At 72.8% G+C, this 16,085-nt stretch carries 16 protein-coding genes; 6 read left to right on the plus strand and 10 right to left on the minus strand.

Annotated elements, in window-relative coordinates:
• Nucleotides 1–59 precede the first annotated feature (59 nt).
• Nucleotides 60–302: a helix-turn-helix domain-containing protein gene (locus tag JOD66_RS03730; RefSeq protein WP_204835589.1), complete on the plus strand. Its 243-nt coding sequence runs from the start codon at nucleotides 60–62 to the stop codon at nucleotides 300–302.
• 44 nt (nucleotides 303–346) lie between these two features.
• Here JOD66_RS03730 and JOD66_RS28090 read toward each other — a convergent pair whose 3' ends face one another.
• Genes JOD66_RS28090 through sigE form a run of 3 tightly spaced genes read right to left on the minus strand, consistent with a single transcriptional unit; the run spans nucleotide 347 to nucleotide 2,854 of the window.
• Complete coding sequence (locus JOD66_RS28090; protein ID WP_204835590.1) at nucleotides 347–1,720, minus strand: S1C family serine protease; 1,374 nt, start codon at nucleotides 1,718–1,720, stop codon at nucleotides 347–349.
• A gap of 52 nt (nucleotides 1,721–1,772) precedes the next feature.
• The gene (locus JOD66_RS03740; RefSeq protein WP_204835591.1) at nucleotides 1,773–2,246 is read right to left on the minus strand and encodes an anti-sigma factor family protein; all 474 of its coding nucleotides are present in this window, start codon (nucleotides 2,244–2,246) and stop codon (nucleotides 1,773–1,775) included.
• Nucleotides 2,243–2,854: an RNA polymerase sigma factor SigE gene (gene sigE / locus JOD66_RS03745; protein WP_204835592.1), complete on the minus strand. Its 612-nt coding sequence runs from the start codon at nucleotides 2,852–2,854 to the stop codon at nucleotides 2,243–2,245. The genes JOD66_RS03740 and sigE overlap by 4 nt, the downstream gene beginning before the upstream one ends.
• 173 nt (nucleotides 2,855–3,027) lie before the next feature.
• On the opposite strand from sigE, the gene JOD66_RS03750 reads away from it, so the two are divergent.
• Entirely contained in the window at nucleotides 3,028–3,684 is a 657-nt protein-coding gene (locus JOD66_RS03750) for an O-methyltransferase (protein WP_307823278.1), read from the plus strand.
• A 35-nt stretch (nucleotides 3,685–3,719) separates the two neighbouring features.
• A complete protein-coding gene (locus JOD66_RS03755; protein WP_204835593.1) occupies nucleotides 3,720–4,682 on the plus strand; it encodes an acyl-ACP desaturase in 963 nt (320 codons plus the stop codon).
• A 9-nt stretch (nucleotides 4,683–4,691) separates the two neighbouring features.
• On the opposite strand, the gene JOD66_RS03760 is transcribed toward JOD66_RS03755, so the two are convergent.
• Nucleotides 4,692–6,272: a leucyl aminopeptidase family protein gene (locus JOD66_RS03760; RefSeq protein ID WP_204835594.1), complete on the minus strand. Its 1,581-nt coding sequence runs from the start codon at nucleotides 6,270–6,272 to the stop codon at nucleotides 4,692–4,694.
• Nucleotides 6,259–6,426, minus strand: a complete 168-nt coding sequence (locus tag JOD66_RS03765; RefSeq protein ID WP_181410991.1) for a DUF3117 domain-containing protein — start codon at nucleotides 6,424–6,426, stop codon at nucleotides 6,259–6,261. Before JOD66_RS03765 ends, JOD66_RS03760 begins: the two co-directional genes overlap by 14 nt.
• A gap of 160 nt (nucleotides 6,427–6,586) precedes the next feature.
• Between JOD66_RS03765 and JOD66_RS03770 the strand changes: the two genes are divergently transcribed.
• Complete coding sequence (locus JOD66_RS03770; RefSeq protein WP_204835595.1) at nucleotides 6,587–7,948, plus strand: hypothetical protein; 1,362 nt, start codon at nucleotides 6,587–6,589, stop codon at nucleotides 7,946–7,948.
• A gap of 16 nt (nucleotides 7,949–7,964) precedes the next feature.
• Here JOD66_RS03770 and JOD66_RS03775 read toward each other — a convergent pair whose 3' ends face one another.
• The 5 genes from JOD66_RS03775 to ileS are packed head-to-tail and all read right to left on the minus strand — an operon-like array spanning nucleotide 7,965 to nucleotide 14,508.
• Nucleotides 7,965–8,639: a DUF6278 family protein gene (locus JOD66_RS03775; protein WP_239545063.1), complete on the minus strand. Its 675-nt coding sequence runs from the start codon at nucleotides 8,637–8,639 to the stop codon at nucleotides 7,965–7,967.
• A gap of 7 nt (nucleotides 8,640–8,646) precedes the next feature.
• Nucleotides 8,647–9,375: an LOG family protein gene (locus tag JOD66_RS03780; protein ID WP_204835596.1), complete on the minus strand. Its 729-nt coding sequence runs from the start codon at nucleotides 9,373–9,375 to the stop codon at nucleotides 8,647–8,649.
• Entirely contained in the window at nucleotides 9,372–10,472 is a 1,101-nt protein-coding gene (gene dapE / locus JOD66_RS03785; RefSeq protein ID WP_204835597.1) for a succinyl-diaminopimelate desuccinylase, read from the minus strand. Before dapE ends, JOD66_RS03780 begins: the two co-directional genes overlap by 4 nt.
• A gap of 36 nt (nucleotides 10,473–10,508) precedes the next feature.
• Nucleotides 10,509–11,228 (minus strand): hypothetical protein, encoded by a 720-nt coding sequence (locus JOD66_RS03790; protein WP_204835598.1) that lies wholly within the window; start codon nucleotides 11,226–11,228, stop codon nucleotides 10,509–10,511.
• Between the two features lie 49 nt (nucleotides 11,229–11,277).
• Nucleotides 11,278–14,508, minus strand: a complete 3,231-nt coding sequence (gene ileS / locus JOD66_RS03795; RefSeq protein WP_204835599.1) for an isoleucine--tRNA ligase — start codon at nucleotides 14,506–14,508, stop codon at nucleotides 11,278–11,280.
• A gap of 273 nt (nucleotides 14,509–14,781) precedes the next feature.
• On the opposite strand from ileS, the gene JOD66_RS03800 reads away from it, so the two are divergent.
• Together JOD66_RS03800 and JOD66_RS03805 are read left to right on the plus strand one after the other, a co-directional pair.
• Nucleotides 14,782–15,264 carry a DinB family protein gene (locus tag JOD66_RS03800; RefSeq protein WP_239545065.1) on the plus strand — a complete coding sequence of 161 codons (483 nt, stop codon included), beginning with the start codon at nucleotides 14,782–14,784 and terminating at the stop codon, nucleotides 15,262–15,264.
• Nucleotides 15,265–15,278: 14 nt separating this feature from the next.
• On the plus strand, nucleotides 15,279–16,073 hold the full coding sequence (locus JOD66_RS03805; protein WP_204835601.1) for an acyl-CoA thioesterase: 795 nt from the start codon (nucleotides 15,279–15,281) through the stop codon (nucleotides 16,071–16,073).
• Nucleotides 16,074–16,085: the final 12 nt, after the last annotated feature.

Genomic DNA, 16,085 nt, shown 5'->3' on the forward strand with positions numbered 1-16,085 from the left:
CCACAGGCACTTCGCGTCCTGTGCTGCGACGGTCGGAGCCGGGTGCGACGATGGGTCCCATGCCCGACCTTCCCGGCAGCCCGCGCTTCCTGACCCTCGCCGACGTCGCCGAGGTGCTCAACACCTCCAGCGCGCAGGTCTACGCGCTGGTCCGCCGTGGCGAGCTCCCGGCGATCAAGATCGGCGGGCGCGGACAGTGGCGGGTGGAGGCGAGCCGGCTGGAGGACTACATCGCCCAGCAGTACCGCCACACCGAGCAGTACGTCGCCGAGCACCCGTTCGTGGAGTCCGAGGTCGACTGACCTCGTACCCGACCGGACCGGAACGGGCGGCGGCGCCGCCGCCGTCAGCCGACCTCGCCGTCGAGGGTGACCTTGACCTTCCTCTCCTCCGAGCCCCGGGTGATGGTGAACTCGATGGTCTGCCCGGGCTGGTAGGTCCGGATGGCCACGATGAGCGCGGTGCCGTCGGCGACCCGGCTGCCGTTGACCTTGGTGATCACGTCGCCACGGCGCAGGCCGGCCTTCTCCGCCGGGCTGCCGGCGACGATCTCGTCGAGCACGGCGCCCTCGCCGGTGGGGACGCCGCCGGTCTTCACCTTGGCGCCGATCACGGGATAGCGCGCCTCGCCGGTCTTCAGGATCTGGTCGGCGGTGACCCGGACCTGCTCGACGGGGATCGCGAAGCCGACGCCGATGTTGCCGGCCTCGGAGTCGACCGAGCCGCCTCCCGCAGTGGCGATGGCGGAGTTGACGCCGATCACCTCGCCCTTCTGGTTGACCAGCGGGCCGCCGGAGTTGCCGGGGTTGATCGCCGCGTCGGTCTGGATCGCGTCGATCCAGGACGAGTCCTCGGCGGAGGACCCCGTGGTGACGGGGCGGTGCAGGTAGCTGACGATGCCCGAGGTCACGGTGTCGGGCAGGCTGAGCGGCGAGCCGATGGCCACGACCGGCTCCCCCACCTGGAGCTGGGCGGCCGAGCCCATGGTGGCGGGCTTGAGCCCGTCGTGCCTCTTGACGTAGAGGATGGCGAGGTCGTAGATGGGGCTGCGGCCCACGACCTCGGCGTCGTAGCGGTTGCGGTCGTGGTCGACCACGACGATCGGGCCGTTGTCCTTGGCGGCCTCGGCGACGACGTGGTTGTTGGTGACGATGTGGCCGTCGCCGTCCATCACCCAGCCGGAGCCGGTGGCGCCGGCCGCCTCGCCGCCGTACTCGGCGATGATCTGGACAGTGCTGGGCAGCACGGCCTGCGCGACCGCGGCGACCGAGCCCGGCGCGGCAAGCGGCGGGTCCTGCTGGAGGTCGACGCCCGCGAGACCGTCGCCGGAGTAGCCCGGACCGGACGGCGAGTCGTCGGAGAGCCGGTCGTAGGCGAGCGCGCCGAGCAGGCCGCCGCCGAGACCGACGACGAGCGCGATCGCGGCGACGACCGGGATCACCCAGCCGGCGAGCCGCGCACCGCCGCGCTCGGCGGCCGACGCGGGCATCCGCACGGTCAGGTCGGGCGCCGCGGCGGGGGCCGGCGGAGGGGGCAGCAGCGAGGGGGCCAGGCCGGGCAGTGGCGTGGTCGGCTCGGGAGCAGCGTCCTCGAGCGGCGCGGCGCCGGGCGCGGGCGGCGCCCACTGGGGGCGCGGGGTCGGGGACGACGGCACGTCGAGCGGCGCCAGGGGCGCGAGCGGCTCGGTGGGCTCGTGGTCGGGGTCGTGCGCGTCGGTCACGGGACCATCATGTCCGATCGCCCCACATCCGGCCGACGCCGGGACGGGAGGCTCAGGGCAGCATCCGCTGCAGCGGCACCGGAAGGAAGGCGCCGCTCACCGGGGTCCTGGCCGGGCCACTGCCCGGCGTGGGCACGGTCGTGTTGATCTGGGAGGCGGGCGGACGCCGGTCGGCGGGCGGGGTGGACCCCGGCGCGAACCCGAGCGCCAGCACCCCGAGCATCGCGGCGCCGATCGCGCCGCCGCCGATCATCACCGCACCCGTACGACGATGGGTGGCGTGCGGCTCGGGCCCGAGCAGCGCCTCGCCCGGCGGCATGCTCAGCAGCGAGCCCTTGAGGTCGGACGGCGCGCCGCGCCCGGCGCCGCACAGACCGGCCAGCCGGGTCTTGACCCAGCCCTCCCGCTCGACCAGGTCGCGGCACGCGTGGCAGGCGTAGACGTGGGACCACGCCTCCTCGGCGTCCCGAGCCGAGAGCTGTCCGTCGAGGAGCGCGCTCACCCGGTTGCCGAGGTGGCCGATCACGTCGCGACTCCCTCGGAGACGAGCGGCGCGGGCCCGGCGTACCGGGTCCGGCCGGCCGCGGGGGCGCGGTGGGCCAGGGCGGTGCGCAGCAGCGCACGGCCGCGGTGGATCCGGGAGCGCACGGTGCCGAGCTTCGCGCCGAGGATCTCGGCGATCTCCTCGTAGCTGAGGCCCTCGATGTCGCACAGCACGACGGCCGCGCGGAAGTCCGGGGGCAGCGCCGACAGCGCGGCGGCCACGTCGTCGTCGAAGGTCTGGTCGGCGTACGCCAGGTCGGGGGCCGGGGAGGCGCTCGCGAGGCGGGCGGCGCGCTCGTCGGAGAGCGCGTCGAAGCGGATCCGCTGCCGGCGGCGGGCCTGGTCGAGGAACAGGTTGGTCGTGATCCGGTGCAGCCAGCCCTCGAAGGTGCCGGGGGTGTAGGTGTGCAGCGAGCGGAAGACGCGCACGAAGACCTCCTGGGTGAGGTCCTCGGCGTCGTGGCGGTTGCCGGTCAGGCGCAGGGCGAGCCGGTAGACGCGGTCGGAGTGCTCCTCGACGATGGTTCCCCAGTCCAGGTCGGACGGCCCCTGCCCGGTGGGCTGGGGGTGGGGATCGACGGGCTCCTTCATGGTGGCCTTCTTCCGCTGGATCAGCGCCAAGGTGTCCTGGCTCCTCTCACCGTAGGGGTACCAACTGAGCGTTCCCTGTGAACTGCCCAATCATCGACCCAACGAGCGGGCGCCGACGGGTGTTCCCGGCGACGGTCCACGGGACCGGGCCCCGGCGGCACTAGGCTGAGTCCGTGGCTCCGACACCGATCAACGCGACCAGCTGGACCTTCGCCGACGCCTACGTCGGGGAGGACGACGTCCTGACCTCGGCGCGCGCCCGCGCCGAGGAGGTCGGCGTGACACCGATCGGCGCCGGAACCGGAGCCACCCTGCGCTTCCTCGCCGCGGCGCTCGAGGCCCGCGCCGTCGTCGAGATCGGCACCGGCACCGGCGTCTCCGGCGTCTGGCTGCTGCGCGGCATGCGCCCCGACGGCGTGCTGACCACCGTCGACGTCGAGGCCGAGCACCAGCGCCTGGCCAAGGAGTCGTTCAAGGACGCCGGCGTCGCGCCGCAGCGGGTGCGCACCATCGCCGGCTCCGCGCTCGACGTGCTTCCCCGGCTCACCGACGGCCACTACGACATCGTGTTCGCCGACGGCGACAAGCGCGAGTACGGCGCCTATCTCGCCGAGGCGCTGCGCCTGCTCCGCCCCGGCGGCGTGGTGGCCTTCGACAACGCGCTGTGGCACGACCGGGTCGCCGACCCGGCCCAGCGCGACGACGAGACGGTCGCGATCCGCGAGCTCGTGCAGCAGGTCGCCGCCACCGAGGGCCTGGTCCCGGCGCTGCTGCCCGTCGGCGACGGACTGCTGGTCGCCAAGAAGGAGTGGGTCCCCGAAGCCGACTGAGCCCGGCCCCGCCGGCCGGGAGAAACGAGTGCGACATGACCAGCACCGACACCACGGGACCGCGCCACCTGCTCGAGGAGCTCGAGCCCGTCGTCGCGGCCAACCTCGACCGGCACCTCGCCATCGCGCAGGAATGGCACCCCCACGACTACATCCCGTGGAGCCGTGGGCGTGACTTCGCGATGCTCGGCGGCGAGGACTACTCCCCCGAGCAGTCCGAGCTCTCCGAGGTCGCCAAGGCCGCGATGTTCACCAACCTGCTGACCGAGGACAACCTGCCGTCGTACCACCGCGAGATCGCCACCCGGTTCGGTCGCGACGGTGCCTGGGGCACCTGGGTCGGGCGCTGGACCGCGGAGGAGAACCGACACGGCATCGCGCTGCGCGACTACCTCGTCGTCACCCGCGGCGTCGACCCGGTCGAGCTAGAGCGGGCCCGGATGGACTACATGACGACCGGCTACGACTCCGGCGACAAGAGCGCGCTCGAGGCCGTCGTCTACGTCTCGTTCCAGGAGCTCGCCACCCGGGTCTCGCACCGCAACACCGGCAAGGCCACCGGCGACCCGGTCGCCGACGCCCTGCTCGCGCGGATCGCCAAGGACGAGAACCTGCACATGATCTTCTACCGCAACATCGTCGCGGCGGCGCTGGAGATCGCGCCGGACGAGACCATGCGCGCGATCGCCGACGAGGTGATCGGCTTCGAGATGCCGGGCGCCACCATGGCGGGATTCCGCCGCAGCTCGATGATCATCGCCAAGGCCGGGATCTACGACCTGCGCCTGCACCACGACGAGGTGATCATGCCCGTGCTGCGCCACTGGGACGTCTTCTGCCGCACCGGCCTCGGCCCGGTCGGCGAGCAGGCTCGCGAGGAGCTGGGCACCTTCCTCGGGGCCCTCGACGAGCAGGCGAGTGCCTTCGTCGAGCGGCGCGCCGAGCAGCGCGCCCGCCACGCGGCGAGCTCCGCGCGGCCCCAGGTCATCGTGTCCTGAGCGGGGCGCTCAGCCGCCGATGCCCGCCACCGGGTCGGCCGAGCCGAGCCAGGACAGCAGCAGCCGGGAGCCGAAGCCGGACGGGCCGACCGTCCACTCGTGCCATTCCTTCTCGACGTCGCCGACCGAGGCGATGTCGAGGTGCGCCCACGGGACGTCGCCCACGAACGGCTGCAGGAACAGCGCGGCCGTGATGGCACCGGGGCCACCGGGGTCGTTGGCGGCGTCGGCGACCTTCGAGGCCAGCTTGTCCTCGTAGCCGCGGTAGAGCGGGAAGCGCCACACCGGCTCGCCGGCCCGGGCGCCCGCCGCGTCGAGGGCGTCGGCCAGGGCGTCGTCGTTGGCGAACAGCCCGCCGACCTGCTGGCCGAGCGCGACCTTGACCGCGCCGGTGAGGGTGGCGATGTCGACGACGACCGCCGGGTCGAGCTCGGCGACGGCGTACGCGAGGGCGTCGCCGAGGACCAGGCGGCCCTCGGCGTCGGTGTTGCCGACCTCGGTCGTGCGGCCGCCGCGGTGCGTGATCACGTCGCCGGGGCGCAGGGCGCTGCCGGAGATGGCGTTCTCGGCGGCGGCCACCAGGCCGACGACGCGCACCGGGCAGTCGACGTCGGCCAGCGCGGCCATGGTCGCCAGCACCACGGCGCCGCCGGTCATGTCGCGCTTCATCGAGCCCATCGACGCGGCCGGCTTGATGGACAGGCCGCCGCTGTCGAAGGTGATCCCCTTGCCGACGAGGACGACGACCGGGAGCTTCTTGGCGGCACGGGCGGAGACGCCGGCCGGGGTGTAGTCGAGGCGGATCAGGCGCGGGGGCGTCGCGGACGCGGCGCCGACGGCGAGGATCCCGCCGAAGCCGTCGCGGGCCAGCTCGCCCTCGTCCCAGATCCGTACGTCGAGCCCGCTCGCCGCGGCGATCTCCTCGGCCTGCGCGGCCAGCCAGGCGGGGTTCTTCAGGTTCGAGGGCACCGTGGCCAGCAGCCGGGAGCGCCAGCCGGCGCCGCCGAGGGCGACGGCGCGCTCGAGGGCGGCGCGGTCGGTGCCGGCGGCGGACAGCACCACCCGGCGTACGGGCTGGTGCTCGGGTCCGGTCGAGCGCCAGTGGAAGACGAACGAGCCGAGCATGGTGCCGGCCACGAACGCCTCCAGGGCGATCGGGTCGTCGGGCGAGGTGTCGGCGGCCACGGCCGGGATCGAGGTGACGACGGCGGCGCGGTCGCGGGCGGCCTTGGCCATCGCGGCGCCCGCGCGGCGCAGGTCGATCGGGCGCGCGGCGCCCACGCCGACCAGCAGCACGACGCGCAGCGCGGGGTTGGTGGGCGTGCCGTCGGGGACGGGCACGACCGCGACCTCGGCGCTCGCGCCGGTCAGGCCGTGGACCTCGGCGATGCCGACCAGGTCCAGACCCAGCTCGTCGGCCAGCTCGGCGGCGCCGGGGCCGAGGAGCACGCTCCCGTCGTCGCCCGGCAGCACCGGGAGCGCGACGACGTCGACGCCCTTGATGGCGCCGGGGAGGAGCTCGCTCGCGGCGAACTCGGGAGGTGAGACCTGACCCGGCAGGACCGGGCGGGCGGCGTCAGCCGATGACATTCTTCAGCGCGTCACCGAGCGCGGCAGCCTCCTCGGCGTTGAGCTCGACCACGAGCCGGCCACCACCTTCGAGCGGGACGCGCATCACGATGCCGCGTCCCTCCTTGGTGACCTCGAGCGGACCGTCGCCGGTCCGAGGCTTCATCGCCGCCATGCGGCACCCCTCTTCCACTACCTCTGCGAGCCGCCGGAGCCCTGTGCCACCGACTGTGCGCAAGGGTCATTATTCCCCATGACACGAGCCGGGCGCAGCGCACCTCGACACCAGCGCGCCTCGGTGTTTGCCCGCGCCCCGGGGCGGGCACGTCGCCGACATGCTCCGAACCGCCCTCGCGCCCCTGGCGACGACGCTCCTGCTGCTCCCCCTCGTCGCCGCCTGCTCGAGCGACGAGCCCACGGCGGATCGCACCCCGACGCCGTCCGGGAACGGCAGCGCCGAGCCCGGCCCCACCGCGACTCCGGAGCCGGCGCCGCTGACGGTCGGCTCGTTCCGCTATGTCAGCCCGTGTCGCCTGCTCGGGCCCGACGACGTCCTCGAGCTCTACGCCAAGCCGGGCCCCTACGCCGACATCGCCCAGGAGGGCATCGACTCCCCCGAGCCGGCCGACCCGCTCGGCAACCCCGTCGAGACCCAGTGCTGGTACCGCCTCTCCGACAAGGCCAACACCTCGGTCCATCTCTACGCCGACCAGTACCCCTCGGAACAGGCCGCCCGGAAGGAGTTCCGCCGCACCCTGCGCCTGGGCCGCGGCACCCTGTCGAAGCAGATCGAGCGCGACCTGCGCCACGACAGCCCGCTCGCCGACGTACTCCGGGCGCTGCTGGAGGTGCAGAGGGAGAACGAGGCCAAGGGCGGCGGCGTGCTCACGCCCGCGATCGGCGAGGACATCAGCTATGTCGCGGGCCGGGGCTGGTTCCAGGCCCTGCGCGGCAATCTCGTCATCCGGCTCGAGCGCAGCCAGTACGACAGCAGCCCGTTCGACGCCACCAGCATCCGCGGCACCGTCAAGCAGTCCCGGGAGGCGTTCCGGCGCATCGACGAGCGCCTGGCGGACCCCGACCTCGACCAGACCCGGATCGACCCCTGGTGGCCCACGACGAACGCCGACGGCTGGGCGCCCTTCGCCCGAGTGTGCGACGTCCTCGACGACGAGGTGATGGCGTTCGGCACCGGCCGGACCACCCCCGACGCGCTGAGCGAGGAGGGCGTGCTGCTCCGCCCGCAGGCCCGCTACCGACGCAACAGCCGACCCGGCAGCCGCGCGGTGTCGAACCGGTGCGAGCGGCGCCAGGCCGGGGTCGCCGACGGCGAGACCGCGATGTACGCCGACCTGCAGATCTGGTACGCGCCGCCCGGCTACTCGGGGCGGGAGCTCCTCGACGGCGCCTTCGTGCGGGCCATCTCCGGCGTCGACGCCGAGGCCAAGGTGAGTGTCGACCAGTGGCGCAGCCAGGGCTACCTGAGCGACATCGACGTCGCGGGCGCCGACCGCGCCTACACGCTGACCAGCGAGCCCGACGGCAAGAGCGACCGCTGGATCGCCGCGCAGGTCGGCGAGCGGGTGCTGATCCTCGACATCTCGGAGTACGGCGACCAGTCGGTCAGCGTGCCGCTCGGACAGCTGCTCGCCGCGATGGAGGCGGCCATCGCGAGGCTCGAGGACGCGACCGGCTGAGGGGGCGCAGCCTGGATCAGTCGGAGTCGTCCTCAGCGGCCAGCGCGGCGTCCACGACGTCGATGACGCTGTCGCGCTCGCCGCCGTCGAAGCGCGCCATCGCGCGGCCGATCGGGTCCTCGACCCGCCCGGACGGCAGCACCACCACGGGGACGCCGTCAGCGCCGTCGCCGGCCGTCCACGCTGCACCGGGCACCGTCCGAACCAGCACCTCGCCCAGGTAGGCGCCGGCCGCCCAGACGTCGGGCTCGCCGCGTGCCGGGCCGCGCCCGGGACGCCGCGACCAATGGTCCAGCGAGGACTCCACCTGGTCGACGCTCTCGGCGGAGAAGTCCAGGATCTCGGCGCCCGCCGGGTGCTCCTCCGCCCACCGCTCGGCGAGGACCCGGACCAGGGCCGACGGGGCGGGCCCCCGATCGGGGACGACGGGGGGCCGGTCGCCCTCCATCTCCCGGGCCAGCCGGGTGAGCAGCGCGTCGACCTCGTTCATCCGGTAGCCGCGCAGCGCGAGCGAGAAGCGCACCCGGCGCAGGTCGTCGGCCCGCACCGGGCGGGCGGCGGGCACGAGGGCGTCCGGCCGGTCGTCGTACGCCGGCGCCATCGGCTCCCCCCGCCCGGAGGCGAGCAGGGCGACGCCGCCCATCGCCAGCACGATGAGCACCGCGAACACCCACATCATCGAGTGGGACATCGGCGCCTCAGCCGTGCTGGTCGCGGGCCGCGACCATCAGGGCCACGGCCTCGTCGACGTCGTCGGTGAGGGTGAGCATGTCGAGGTCGGACTGCTTGATCCGGGCGTCCTCGAGCATCGAGCCCTCCATCCAGTCGATCAGGCCACGCCAGTGCTCGACGCCCATCAGGACGATCGGGAACTGGGTGATCTTGAGCGTCTGCGCGAGCGTCATCGCCTCGAACAGCTCGTCGAGCGTGCCGAGCCCGCCGGGCAGCACGACGTAGCCCTGGCTGTACTTGACGAACATCATCTTGCGCACGAAGAAGTAGCGGAAGTTGAGCCCGAAGCCGACGTAGTCGTTGAGCTTGGCCTCCCACGGCAGCTCGATGCCGAGGCCGATGCTCTCGCCGCCGGCCTCCGTCGCACCCCGGTTGGCGGCCTCCATCGCGCCCGGCCCGCCGCCGGTGATGACCGCGAACCCGGCCTTCGCCAGGGCGCCGCCCACCCGCACCCCGATGTCGTACGCCGGGTGTGTGGCCGGGATCCGCGCCGAGCCGAACACCGAGATCGCGGGCCCGATCTCGGCGAGGTCGTTGAAGCCCTCGACGAACTCGGCCTGGATCTTCAGCACGCGCCACGGGTCGGTGTGCACCCAGTCGGCGTCGCCGGTGCTGTCGAGCAGTCGCTGGTCGGTGGTCGAGCCCTCGGGACGTCCCGCGCTGGGACGGGGGCCCGGGCCGCTGCGCCTGGTCATGCGTTCTCCTGGTTGCTCGGGGTGCTGGGGACGGTGGTCAGCCAGCCGCGCAGCTGCTCCTCGCAGCGCACGATCTGGGCGACCTCGACGTGCTCGTCCTGCTTGTGAGCCAGCATCGGGTCGCCGGGGCCGTAGTTGACGGCCGGCACGCCGAGTACGGTGAACCGGGCGACATCGGTCCACCCGAACTTCGGCGCGACCGTCCCGCCGACCGCGTCGATGAAGGCGCGTGCGGCCGGGCGGTCCAGGCCGGGGAGGGCGCCGGGAGCGGTGTCGGTGAGGGTGACCTCGAAGCCGGCGAAGAACTCCTCGACGAAGGCGAGCGCCTCGGCCTCGGAGCGGTCGGGGGCGAAGCGGTGGTTGACCGTCACGACGCACTCGTCGGGGATCACGTTGCCGGCGACCCCACCGCGGATGCCGACCGCGTTGAGGCCCTCGTGGTACTCCAGCCCGTCGATCACCGGCCGGCGCGCGTCGTACTCGGTGAGCCGGTTCAGGACCTCGGCGGCGCCGTGGATCGCGTTGACCCCGCGCCAGCTGCGCGCGGAGTGCGCCCGCTCGCCGCGGGTGCGGACCTCGACGCGCAGCGTGCCCTGGCAGCCGGCCTCGACGCCGGCGTTCGACGGCTCCATCAGGATCGCGAAGTCGGCCGCGAGCAGGTCGGGGTCGGACTCCCCCAGCAGCCGCAGCCCGTTGTGGAGCGACTCGATCTCCTCGGCCTCGTAGAGCACGTAGGTGACGTCGTGGACCGGCTCGGTCACGGTCGCGGCGAGCTTGAGGATGACCGCGTCGCCGCCCTTCATGTCGCAGGTGCCGAGGCCGTGCAGGATGCCCGCCTCCACGTCGTACCGGCTCGGGAGGTTGGCGTTGACCGGGACCGTGTCGAGGTGGCCGGCGATGACCACCCGGCTGGGGCGGCCGAGGTCGGTGCGTGCCACGAGCGTGTGGCCGCGGCGGGTCACCGTGAGGTGCGGCAGCGCGCGCAGTGCGGCCTCGACGGCGTCGGCGATCCGCTGCTCGTCGCGGCTGACCGACTCGATGTCGACCAGCTGGCGGGTCAGGGTGACGACGTCGGTGGACAGGTCGATCGCGGGCACGGGTGACAGTCAACCAGCCCGGGGTTCACGGTCCGCTCAGGGACGCACCACGGAGCGCGCCAGGTGGCGCGCGGCCGGCAGCACCACCCGGACCGGCGTGCCCTTCGCGAGCCGTGGCAGCCGCGCCACGGCGACCCCTCGGCGCGAGGCCGTGGGACGCTGCACGGTCCGCCAGCGCCCGTGCTGCTTGACCTGGACCGCGACCCGCAGGCCGCGGACGCTCTTCGCCGGAGCGATCGCGACCTTCGCCCGGGTGCTGCCTCGGACCTGCTTCAGGTCCAGGGTGGCGTGGCGGCGCACCTTGAGCTTCACGACGGGCGACACCGAGGGCGCCCAGGTGTCGTTGGCGTAGGACCTGCCGCCGGTGAAGCTCATCCGGAGCCAGACCGACCGGTCGATCGCCCAGGTCCCCTCCCACCAGACACCGGGTCCGCTCTCGGTCTGGACCGTGGTCCAGGTCGTGCCGCGGTCGTAGGACGCCTGGACGTGGGTGTCGCCGGCCCAGATGTTGCCCTGCACCGGGTTCGTGTTGCCCGTGCACACACCGTCCACCGTTCCGCTGAGCCGGAAGTACTCCCCGTAGGTGAACGTCAGCTTCTCGGGCACGCCCCAGGTCCGGTGCGAGGCGACCCACCGGGAGGAGGTGGTGCAGGTGGCGTTGGTGGCCTGGGCCGGTGACGGGGCGAGGACGGCGAGTCCGGCGACGACGGCCAGACCGAGGAGGGCGCTCAGGGCACGACGGAGCAGGGGGCGCATGGTTGCATCATGTGCCCCCTGCGACAGCGGCAAACTCGCCGTCTCCGGGTCAGGCGAGCGCGACCGCGATCGCCGCCTTGTCGCCGTCGCCGACCACGACCTCGGTCGCGCCGGAGGGCGCCTCCTCCGCCACGGTGTACGACGTCGCCAGGGTCTCCCCCGCGATCAGCGCCTCGTGGGCGCGGGCCGCGGCGAGGACGGGCGCGGTGCCTGAGACGACCAGCTCGATCCGGTCGGTGACCCGGAAGTCGGCGTCGCGCCGCGCCTGCTGGACGGCGCGCACCAGGTCGCGAGCCAGGCCCTCCTCGGCGAGCTCGGGCGTGACCACGGTGTCGAGGACGACGAAGCCACCGCCGGGGAGCATGCCGGTTGCGGTGCCCTCGGCGGCGTCGCCGGCGACGGTCTCGAGGGTGTACTCGCCCTCGACCAGGGCCAGCCCGCCGGCGGTCACGGCGCCGGACGCGTCGACCGACCAGTCACCGGACTTGGCGCCCTTGATGGCGAGCTGGACGTCCTTGCCGAGGCGTGGGCCGGCGGCACGGGCGTTGACGGAGAGCCTCTGCTCGACGCCGTAGCCGGCCGCCTCGTCGGAGTCGGCACCGACGAGGCGCACCGACTTGAGGTTTAGCTCGTCGGCGACGATCGCGGCGAACGGCTCCAGGGCGGCCGGGTCGGACACGACGACGGTCAGGCCGGAGAGCGGCAGCCGGTTGCGGAGGCGGGCGGCCTTGCGCAGCGCGGAGGTGGCCGAGCACACCTCGCGCACCTCGTCCATCGCCGCGACCAGCGAGTCGTCGGTCGGCAGCGCCGAGACATCCGGCCAGTCGGCCAGGTGCACCGAGCGGCCACCGGTCAGGCCGCGCCAGATCTCCTCGGTGGTCAGCGGCAGCAGCGGCGCCACGGCCCGGCAGACGATGTCGAGGACGGCGGCGAGGGTCTCGAACGCCTCCGGCTTGCCCTCCCAGAACCGCTCGCGCGACCGGCGGACGTACCAGTTGGTCAGCACGTCGAGGAAGGACCGCGTCGTCTCGCACGCGTCGGCGATCGCATAGTCGTCGAGCTCGGAGGTGAGCTTCTCGACGTACTGCCGGGTCTTGGCCAGCAGGTAGCGGTCGAGCGGGTCGGTGGAGTCGGTGCGGCCCGCGGCGTCGTACTGCTCCGCGTTGGCGTAGAGCGCGAAGAAGTACCACGTGTTCCACAGCGGGATCATCACCTGGCGCACGGCGTCGCGGATGCCCTGCTCGGTGACGACCAGGTTGCCGCCGCGCAGGATCGGCGAGGCCATCAGGAACCAGCGCATCGCGTCGGCACCGTCGCGGTCGAAGACCTCGGAGACGTCGGGGTAGTTGCGCAGTGACTTCGACATCTTGTTGCCGTCGGAGCCGAGCACGATGCCGTGGCTGATGCACGACGAGAACGCCGGCTTGTCGAACAGCGCGGTGGCCAGGATGTGCAGCGTGTAGAACCAGCCGCGGGTCTGGCCGATGTACTCGACGATGAAGTCGGCCGGGAAATGGTTCTCGAACCACTCCTTGTTCTCGAACGGGTAGTGCACCTGCCCGAACGACATCGACCCCGAGTCGAACCACACGTCGAGGACGTCGGCGACGCGGCGCATCGTCGACCGCCCGGTCGGGTCGTCGGGGTTGGGCCGGGTCAGCTCGTCGACCCACGGCCGGTGCAGGTCGGGCTGGCCCTGGGCGTTGAGCGGCAGCCGCCCGAAGTCGCGCTCGATCTCCTCGAAGGAGCCATAGACGTCGACGCGGGGGTACGCCGGGTCGTCGGACTTCCACACCGGCACCGGCGATCCCCAGAACCGGTTGCGGGTGATCGACCAGTCGCGGGCGTTGTCGACCCACTTGCCGAACTGGCCGTCCTTGATGTGCTCGGGCACCCAGCGGATGTCCTGGTTGAGCTCGGCCATCCGCTGCTTGAACGCGGTGACCTCGACGAACCAGCTGCTCACGCCCTTGTAGATCAGGGGCTCGCGGCAGCGCCAGCAGTGGGGGTAGGAGTGGTCGTAGGTCTCGCGGCGCAGCAGCAGGGTGCCGGGCGTGACCGCCCCGCCCTGCCCACCGTTGGTGACAGCCTTGAGGTCGTCGATGATGTGGGGGTTGGCGTCGAAGACGAGCATCCCGGCGTAGTCGTCGACCGGCACGGTGAACCGGCCGTCCTTGCCGACCGGCATCACCGGCTCGATGCCCTCGCGGTCGGTGACCTCCTTGTCGACCTCACCGAACGCGCCGGCGCTGTGCACGAGGCCGGTACCGTCGGTCGTCGTCACGGCCTCGTCGGCGGCCACGACGCGGAAGGCGTTGGCGTGGTCGGCGAAGTAGGAGAACGGCGGCGCGTACACCAGCCCCAGCAGGTCGGAGCCCTTGCCGCGCCAGGTGACCGCCGGCTCGTCCCCCAGCTCGCGCGCGTACGCCGCCAGCCGGGCCTCGGCGAGCACGAGCCGGTCGCCCTCGTGGTCGACGACGACGTAGTCGATGTCGGTGCCGACCATCACCGCGAGGTTGCTGGGCAGCGTCCACGGGGTCGTCGTCCAGATCATCAGCCGGGCGCCCTCGAACGGCCCCGGCGTGGTGATCCGGAAGCCCACGGTGACGGCGGGGTCCTGACGCATCTGGTAGACGTCGTCGTCCATCCGCAGCTCGTGGTTGGACAGCGGCGTCTCGTCGTTCCAGCAGTAGGGCAGCACCCGGAAGCCCTCGTAAACCAGGCCCTTGTCGAACAGGCTCTTGAAGGCCCACAGCACCGACTCCATGAACTCGGGGTTCATGGTCTTGTAGTCGTTGTCGAAGTCGACCCAGCGCGCCTGGCGGGTGACGTAGTCGCGCCACTCGCCGGTGTACTTGAGCACCGACGCGCGGCAGGCGTCGTTGAACTTGTCGATGCCCATCTCGACGATCTCGTCGGTGGTCTTGATGCCGTTGAGCCGCATCGCCTCGAGCTCGGCGGGCAGGCCGTGGGTGTCCCAGCCGAAGCGGCGCTCGACGCGCTTGCCGCGCATCGTCTGGTAGCGCGGGACGATGTCCTTGACGTAGCCGGTGAGCAGGTGGCCGTAGTGGGGCAGGCCGTTGGCGAACGGCGGGCCGTCGTAGAAGACGAACTCGTTCTCGCCGTGGGCGCCGGGGTCGCGCTGCTCGACGCTGGCGCGGAAGGTGTCGTCCTCGGCCCAGTAGGCGAGGACCCCCTCCTCGATCCGCGGGAAGCGGGGCGAGCTCGGGACGGCACCCTGGCCGGCGGTCGGGTCGGTGGTGACCTTCGGATAGGTCATCGGGCTTCGGTCTCCTGGTTTCGTCTGCAGCTGCGGGCTGTGCCGCAGGGACGATCCTGGAGGACCGCGGTACCACCCTGCTTGCCCCGCACCGACCTGCGCGCGGGGCCTCTCGTTCACGGCTGTGACGGGCCTGCCCGCCGGGTTCTACTTGCCTGTCGGCTTTCTTCCCGGAGCTCGCCGCTGATGACGGCTCGAACGCTGTGTGCCCAAGCGTACGGCGGCCGGGCGCCGTACGGGAAACCGGATTGCGCCCGGGCCTACGGTGAGTCCATGACCGGCGAGCTGGCGAACCTGCGCGAGTACCTCACCCACTACCGCGAGACCCTGGAGCGCAAGTGCGCCGGGCTGACGCCGGAGCAGCTGGCGACCCGCTCCGTGCCGCCGAGCTCGATGAGCCTGCTGGGCCTGGTCCGGCACCTCGCGCGGGTCGAGCACTTCTGGTTCCAGCGGGCCCTGGTCGAGGTCGAGGGCGAGCGGATCTACGACGACGGCGACGCGGGGTTCGCCGTGGTCGAGCCCACCGAGGCGGCCGTGGCTGAGGCCTGGGCCGCCTGGCGCGAGCAGGTGGGTCTCGCCGACGCCTGGCTGGACCGGCTGACCGACGAGGAGCTCGGCCGGGTGGTGACCTTCCGCAAGGGCACCGAGACCTCGAGCATCCGCGACATCCTGCTGCACATGGTCGAGGAGTACGCCCGCCACTGCGGGCACGCCGACCTGCTGCGGGAGTGCCTCGACGGCGTCACCGGCGAGTGAGCGAGGATGGCCCGGTGAGCTATCTCCTCGACGACGCCGTCGAGTCGGAGCCCCTCGGCGACGGCACGCACCGGGTCCAGGTCACCGCCGACTGGAACACCGCCAACGGCACCCCCAACGGCGGCTACGTCCTCGCCCTGCTCCAGCACGCCGTGCTCCAGGAGTCGGCGCACCCGGACCCGCTGACCATCGCGATCACCTACTTCCGTCCCGCGGTCGCCGGGCCCGCCGAGATCCGGGTCCGGGAGGTGCGCAAGGGCCGCCGGGTGTCGACGTACGACGCCGTGCTGGTGCAGGACGCCAAGGAGATCGCACACGCCGTGGTCAGCACCCACGACTGGGACGCGACCGGGAGCGTCGAGCACACCCCGCACGCCGCCCCCGACGTACCCCGGCCCGAGGAGTGCACCGACGCGAGCGAGCTGATCCCGGCCGGGATGGTGCCGATCCTGGACCGCTACAGCTACCGCGCGCCGGTCGTCGCCGGCTGGCTGCGCGGCGACCCGACCGGGGTCACCGAGTCGCTGTGCTGGATCCGCGCGGTCGACGAGCGTCCCGTCGACGCGCTGCTGGCCGGCGCGATGGTCGACGCCTTCCCGCCGGTGACCGCCGAGATCGGGCACCTCGCCTCGGCCACCATCCAGCTCACCGTCCACTACCGCCGGCGTCCCGACACGGTCTGGGCGCTCGGCCACGTCGTCACCCGCCATGTCATCGCCGGCTACCACGACGAGGACGTCGAGCTGTGGGACGAGCAGGGCCGGCTGATCGCGCAGAGCCGGCAGCTCGCGATCCTCGCGGAGGGCTGAGTCACCGCTCGG

This window comes from Nocardioides nitrophenolicus (assembly GCF_016907515.1).
Taxonomy (GTDB): domain Bacteria; phylum Actinomycetota; class Actinomycetes; order Propionibacteriales; family Nocardioidaceae; genus Nocardioides; species Nocardioides nitrophenolicus.

What these genes read in the sequence shown, in the direction of transcription:
- JOD66_RS03730 (WP_204835589.1), top strand. Translation starts at nt 60, where the DNA reads ATGCCCGACCTTCCCGGCAGCCCGCGCTTCCTGACCCTCGCCGACGTC.
- JOD66_RS03775 (WP_239545063.1), bottom strand. Translation starts at nt 8,639, where the DNA reads ATGTCCCACTCGATGATGTGGGTGTTCGCGGTGCTCATCGTGCTGGCG.
- JOD66_RS03790 (WP_204835598.1), bottom strand. Translation starts at nt 11,228, where the DNA reads ATGCGCCCCCTGCTCCGTCGTGCCCTGAGCGCCCTCCTCGGTCTGGCC.
- ileS (WP_204835599.1), bottom strand. Translation starts at nt 14,508, where the DNA reads ATGACCTATCCGAAGGTCACCACCGACCCGACCGCCGGCCAGGGTGCC.
- JOD66_RS03770 (WP_204835595.1), top strand. Translation starts at nt 6,587, where the DNA reads ATGCTCCGAACCGCCCTCGCGCCCCTGGCGACGACGCTCCTGCTGCTC.
- JOD66_RS03765 (WP_181410991.1), bottom strand. Translation starts at nt 6,426, where the DNA reads ATGGCGGCGATGAAGCCTCGGACCGGCGACGGTCCGCTCGAGGTCACC.
- JOD66_RS03780 (WP_204835596.1), bottom strand. Translation starts at nt 9,375, where the DNA reads ATGACCAGGCGCAGCGGCCCGGGCCCCCGTCCCAGCGCGGGACGTCCC.
- JOD66_RS03800 (WP_239545065.1), top strand. Translation starts at nt 14,782, where the DNA reads ATGACCGGCGAGCTGGCGAACCTGCGCGAGTACCTCACCCACTACCGC.
- sigE (WP_204835592.1), bottom strand. Translation starts at nt 2,854, where the DNA reads ATGAAGGAGCCCGTCGATCCCCACCCCCAGCCCACCGGGCAGGGGCCG.
- JOD66_RS03760 (WP_204835594.1), bottom strand. Translation starts at nt 6,272, where the DNA reads ATGTCATCGGCTGACGCCGCCCGCCCGGTCCTGCCGGGTCAGGTCTCA.
- JOD66_RS03755 (WP_204835593.1), top strand. Translation starts at nt 3,720, where the DNA reads ATGACCAGCACCGACACCACGGGACCGCGCCACCTGCTCGAGGAGCTC.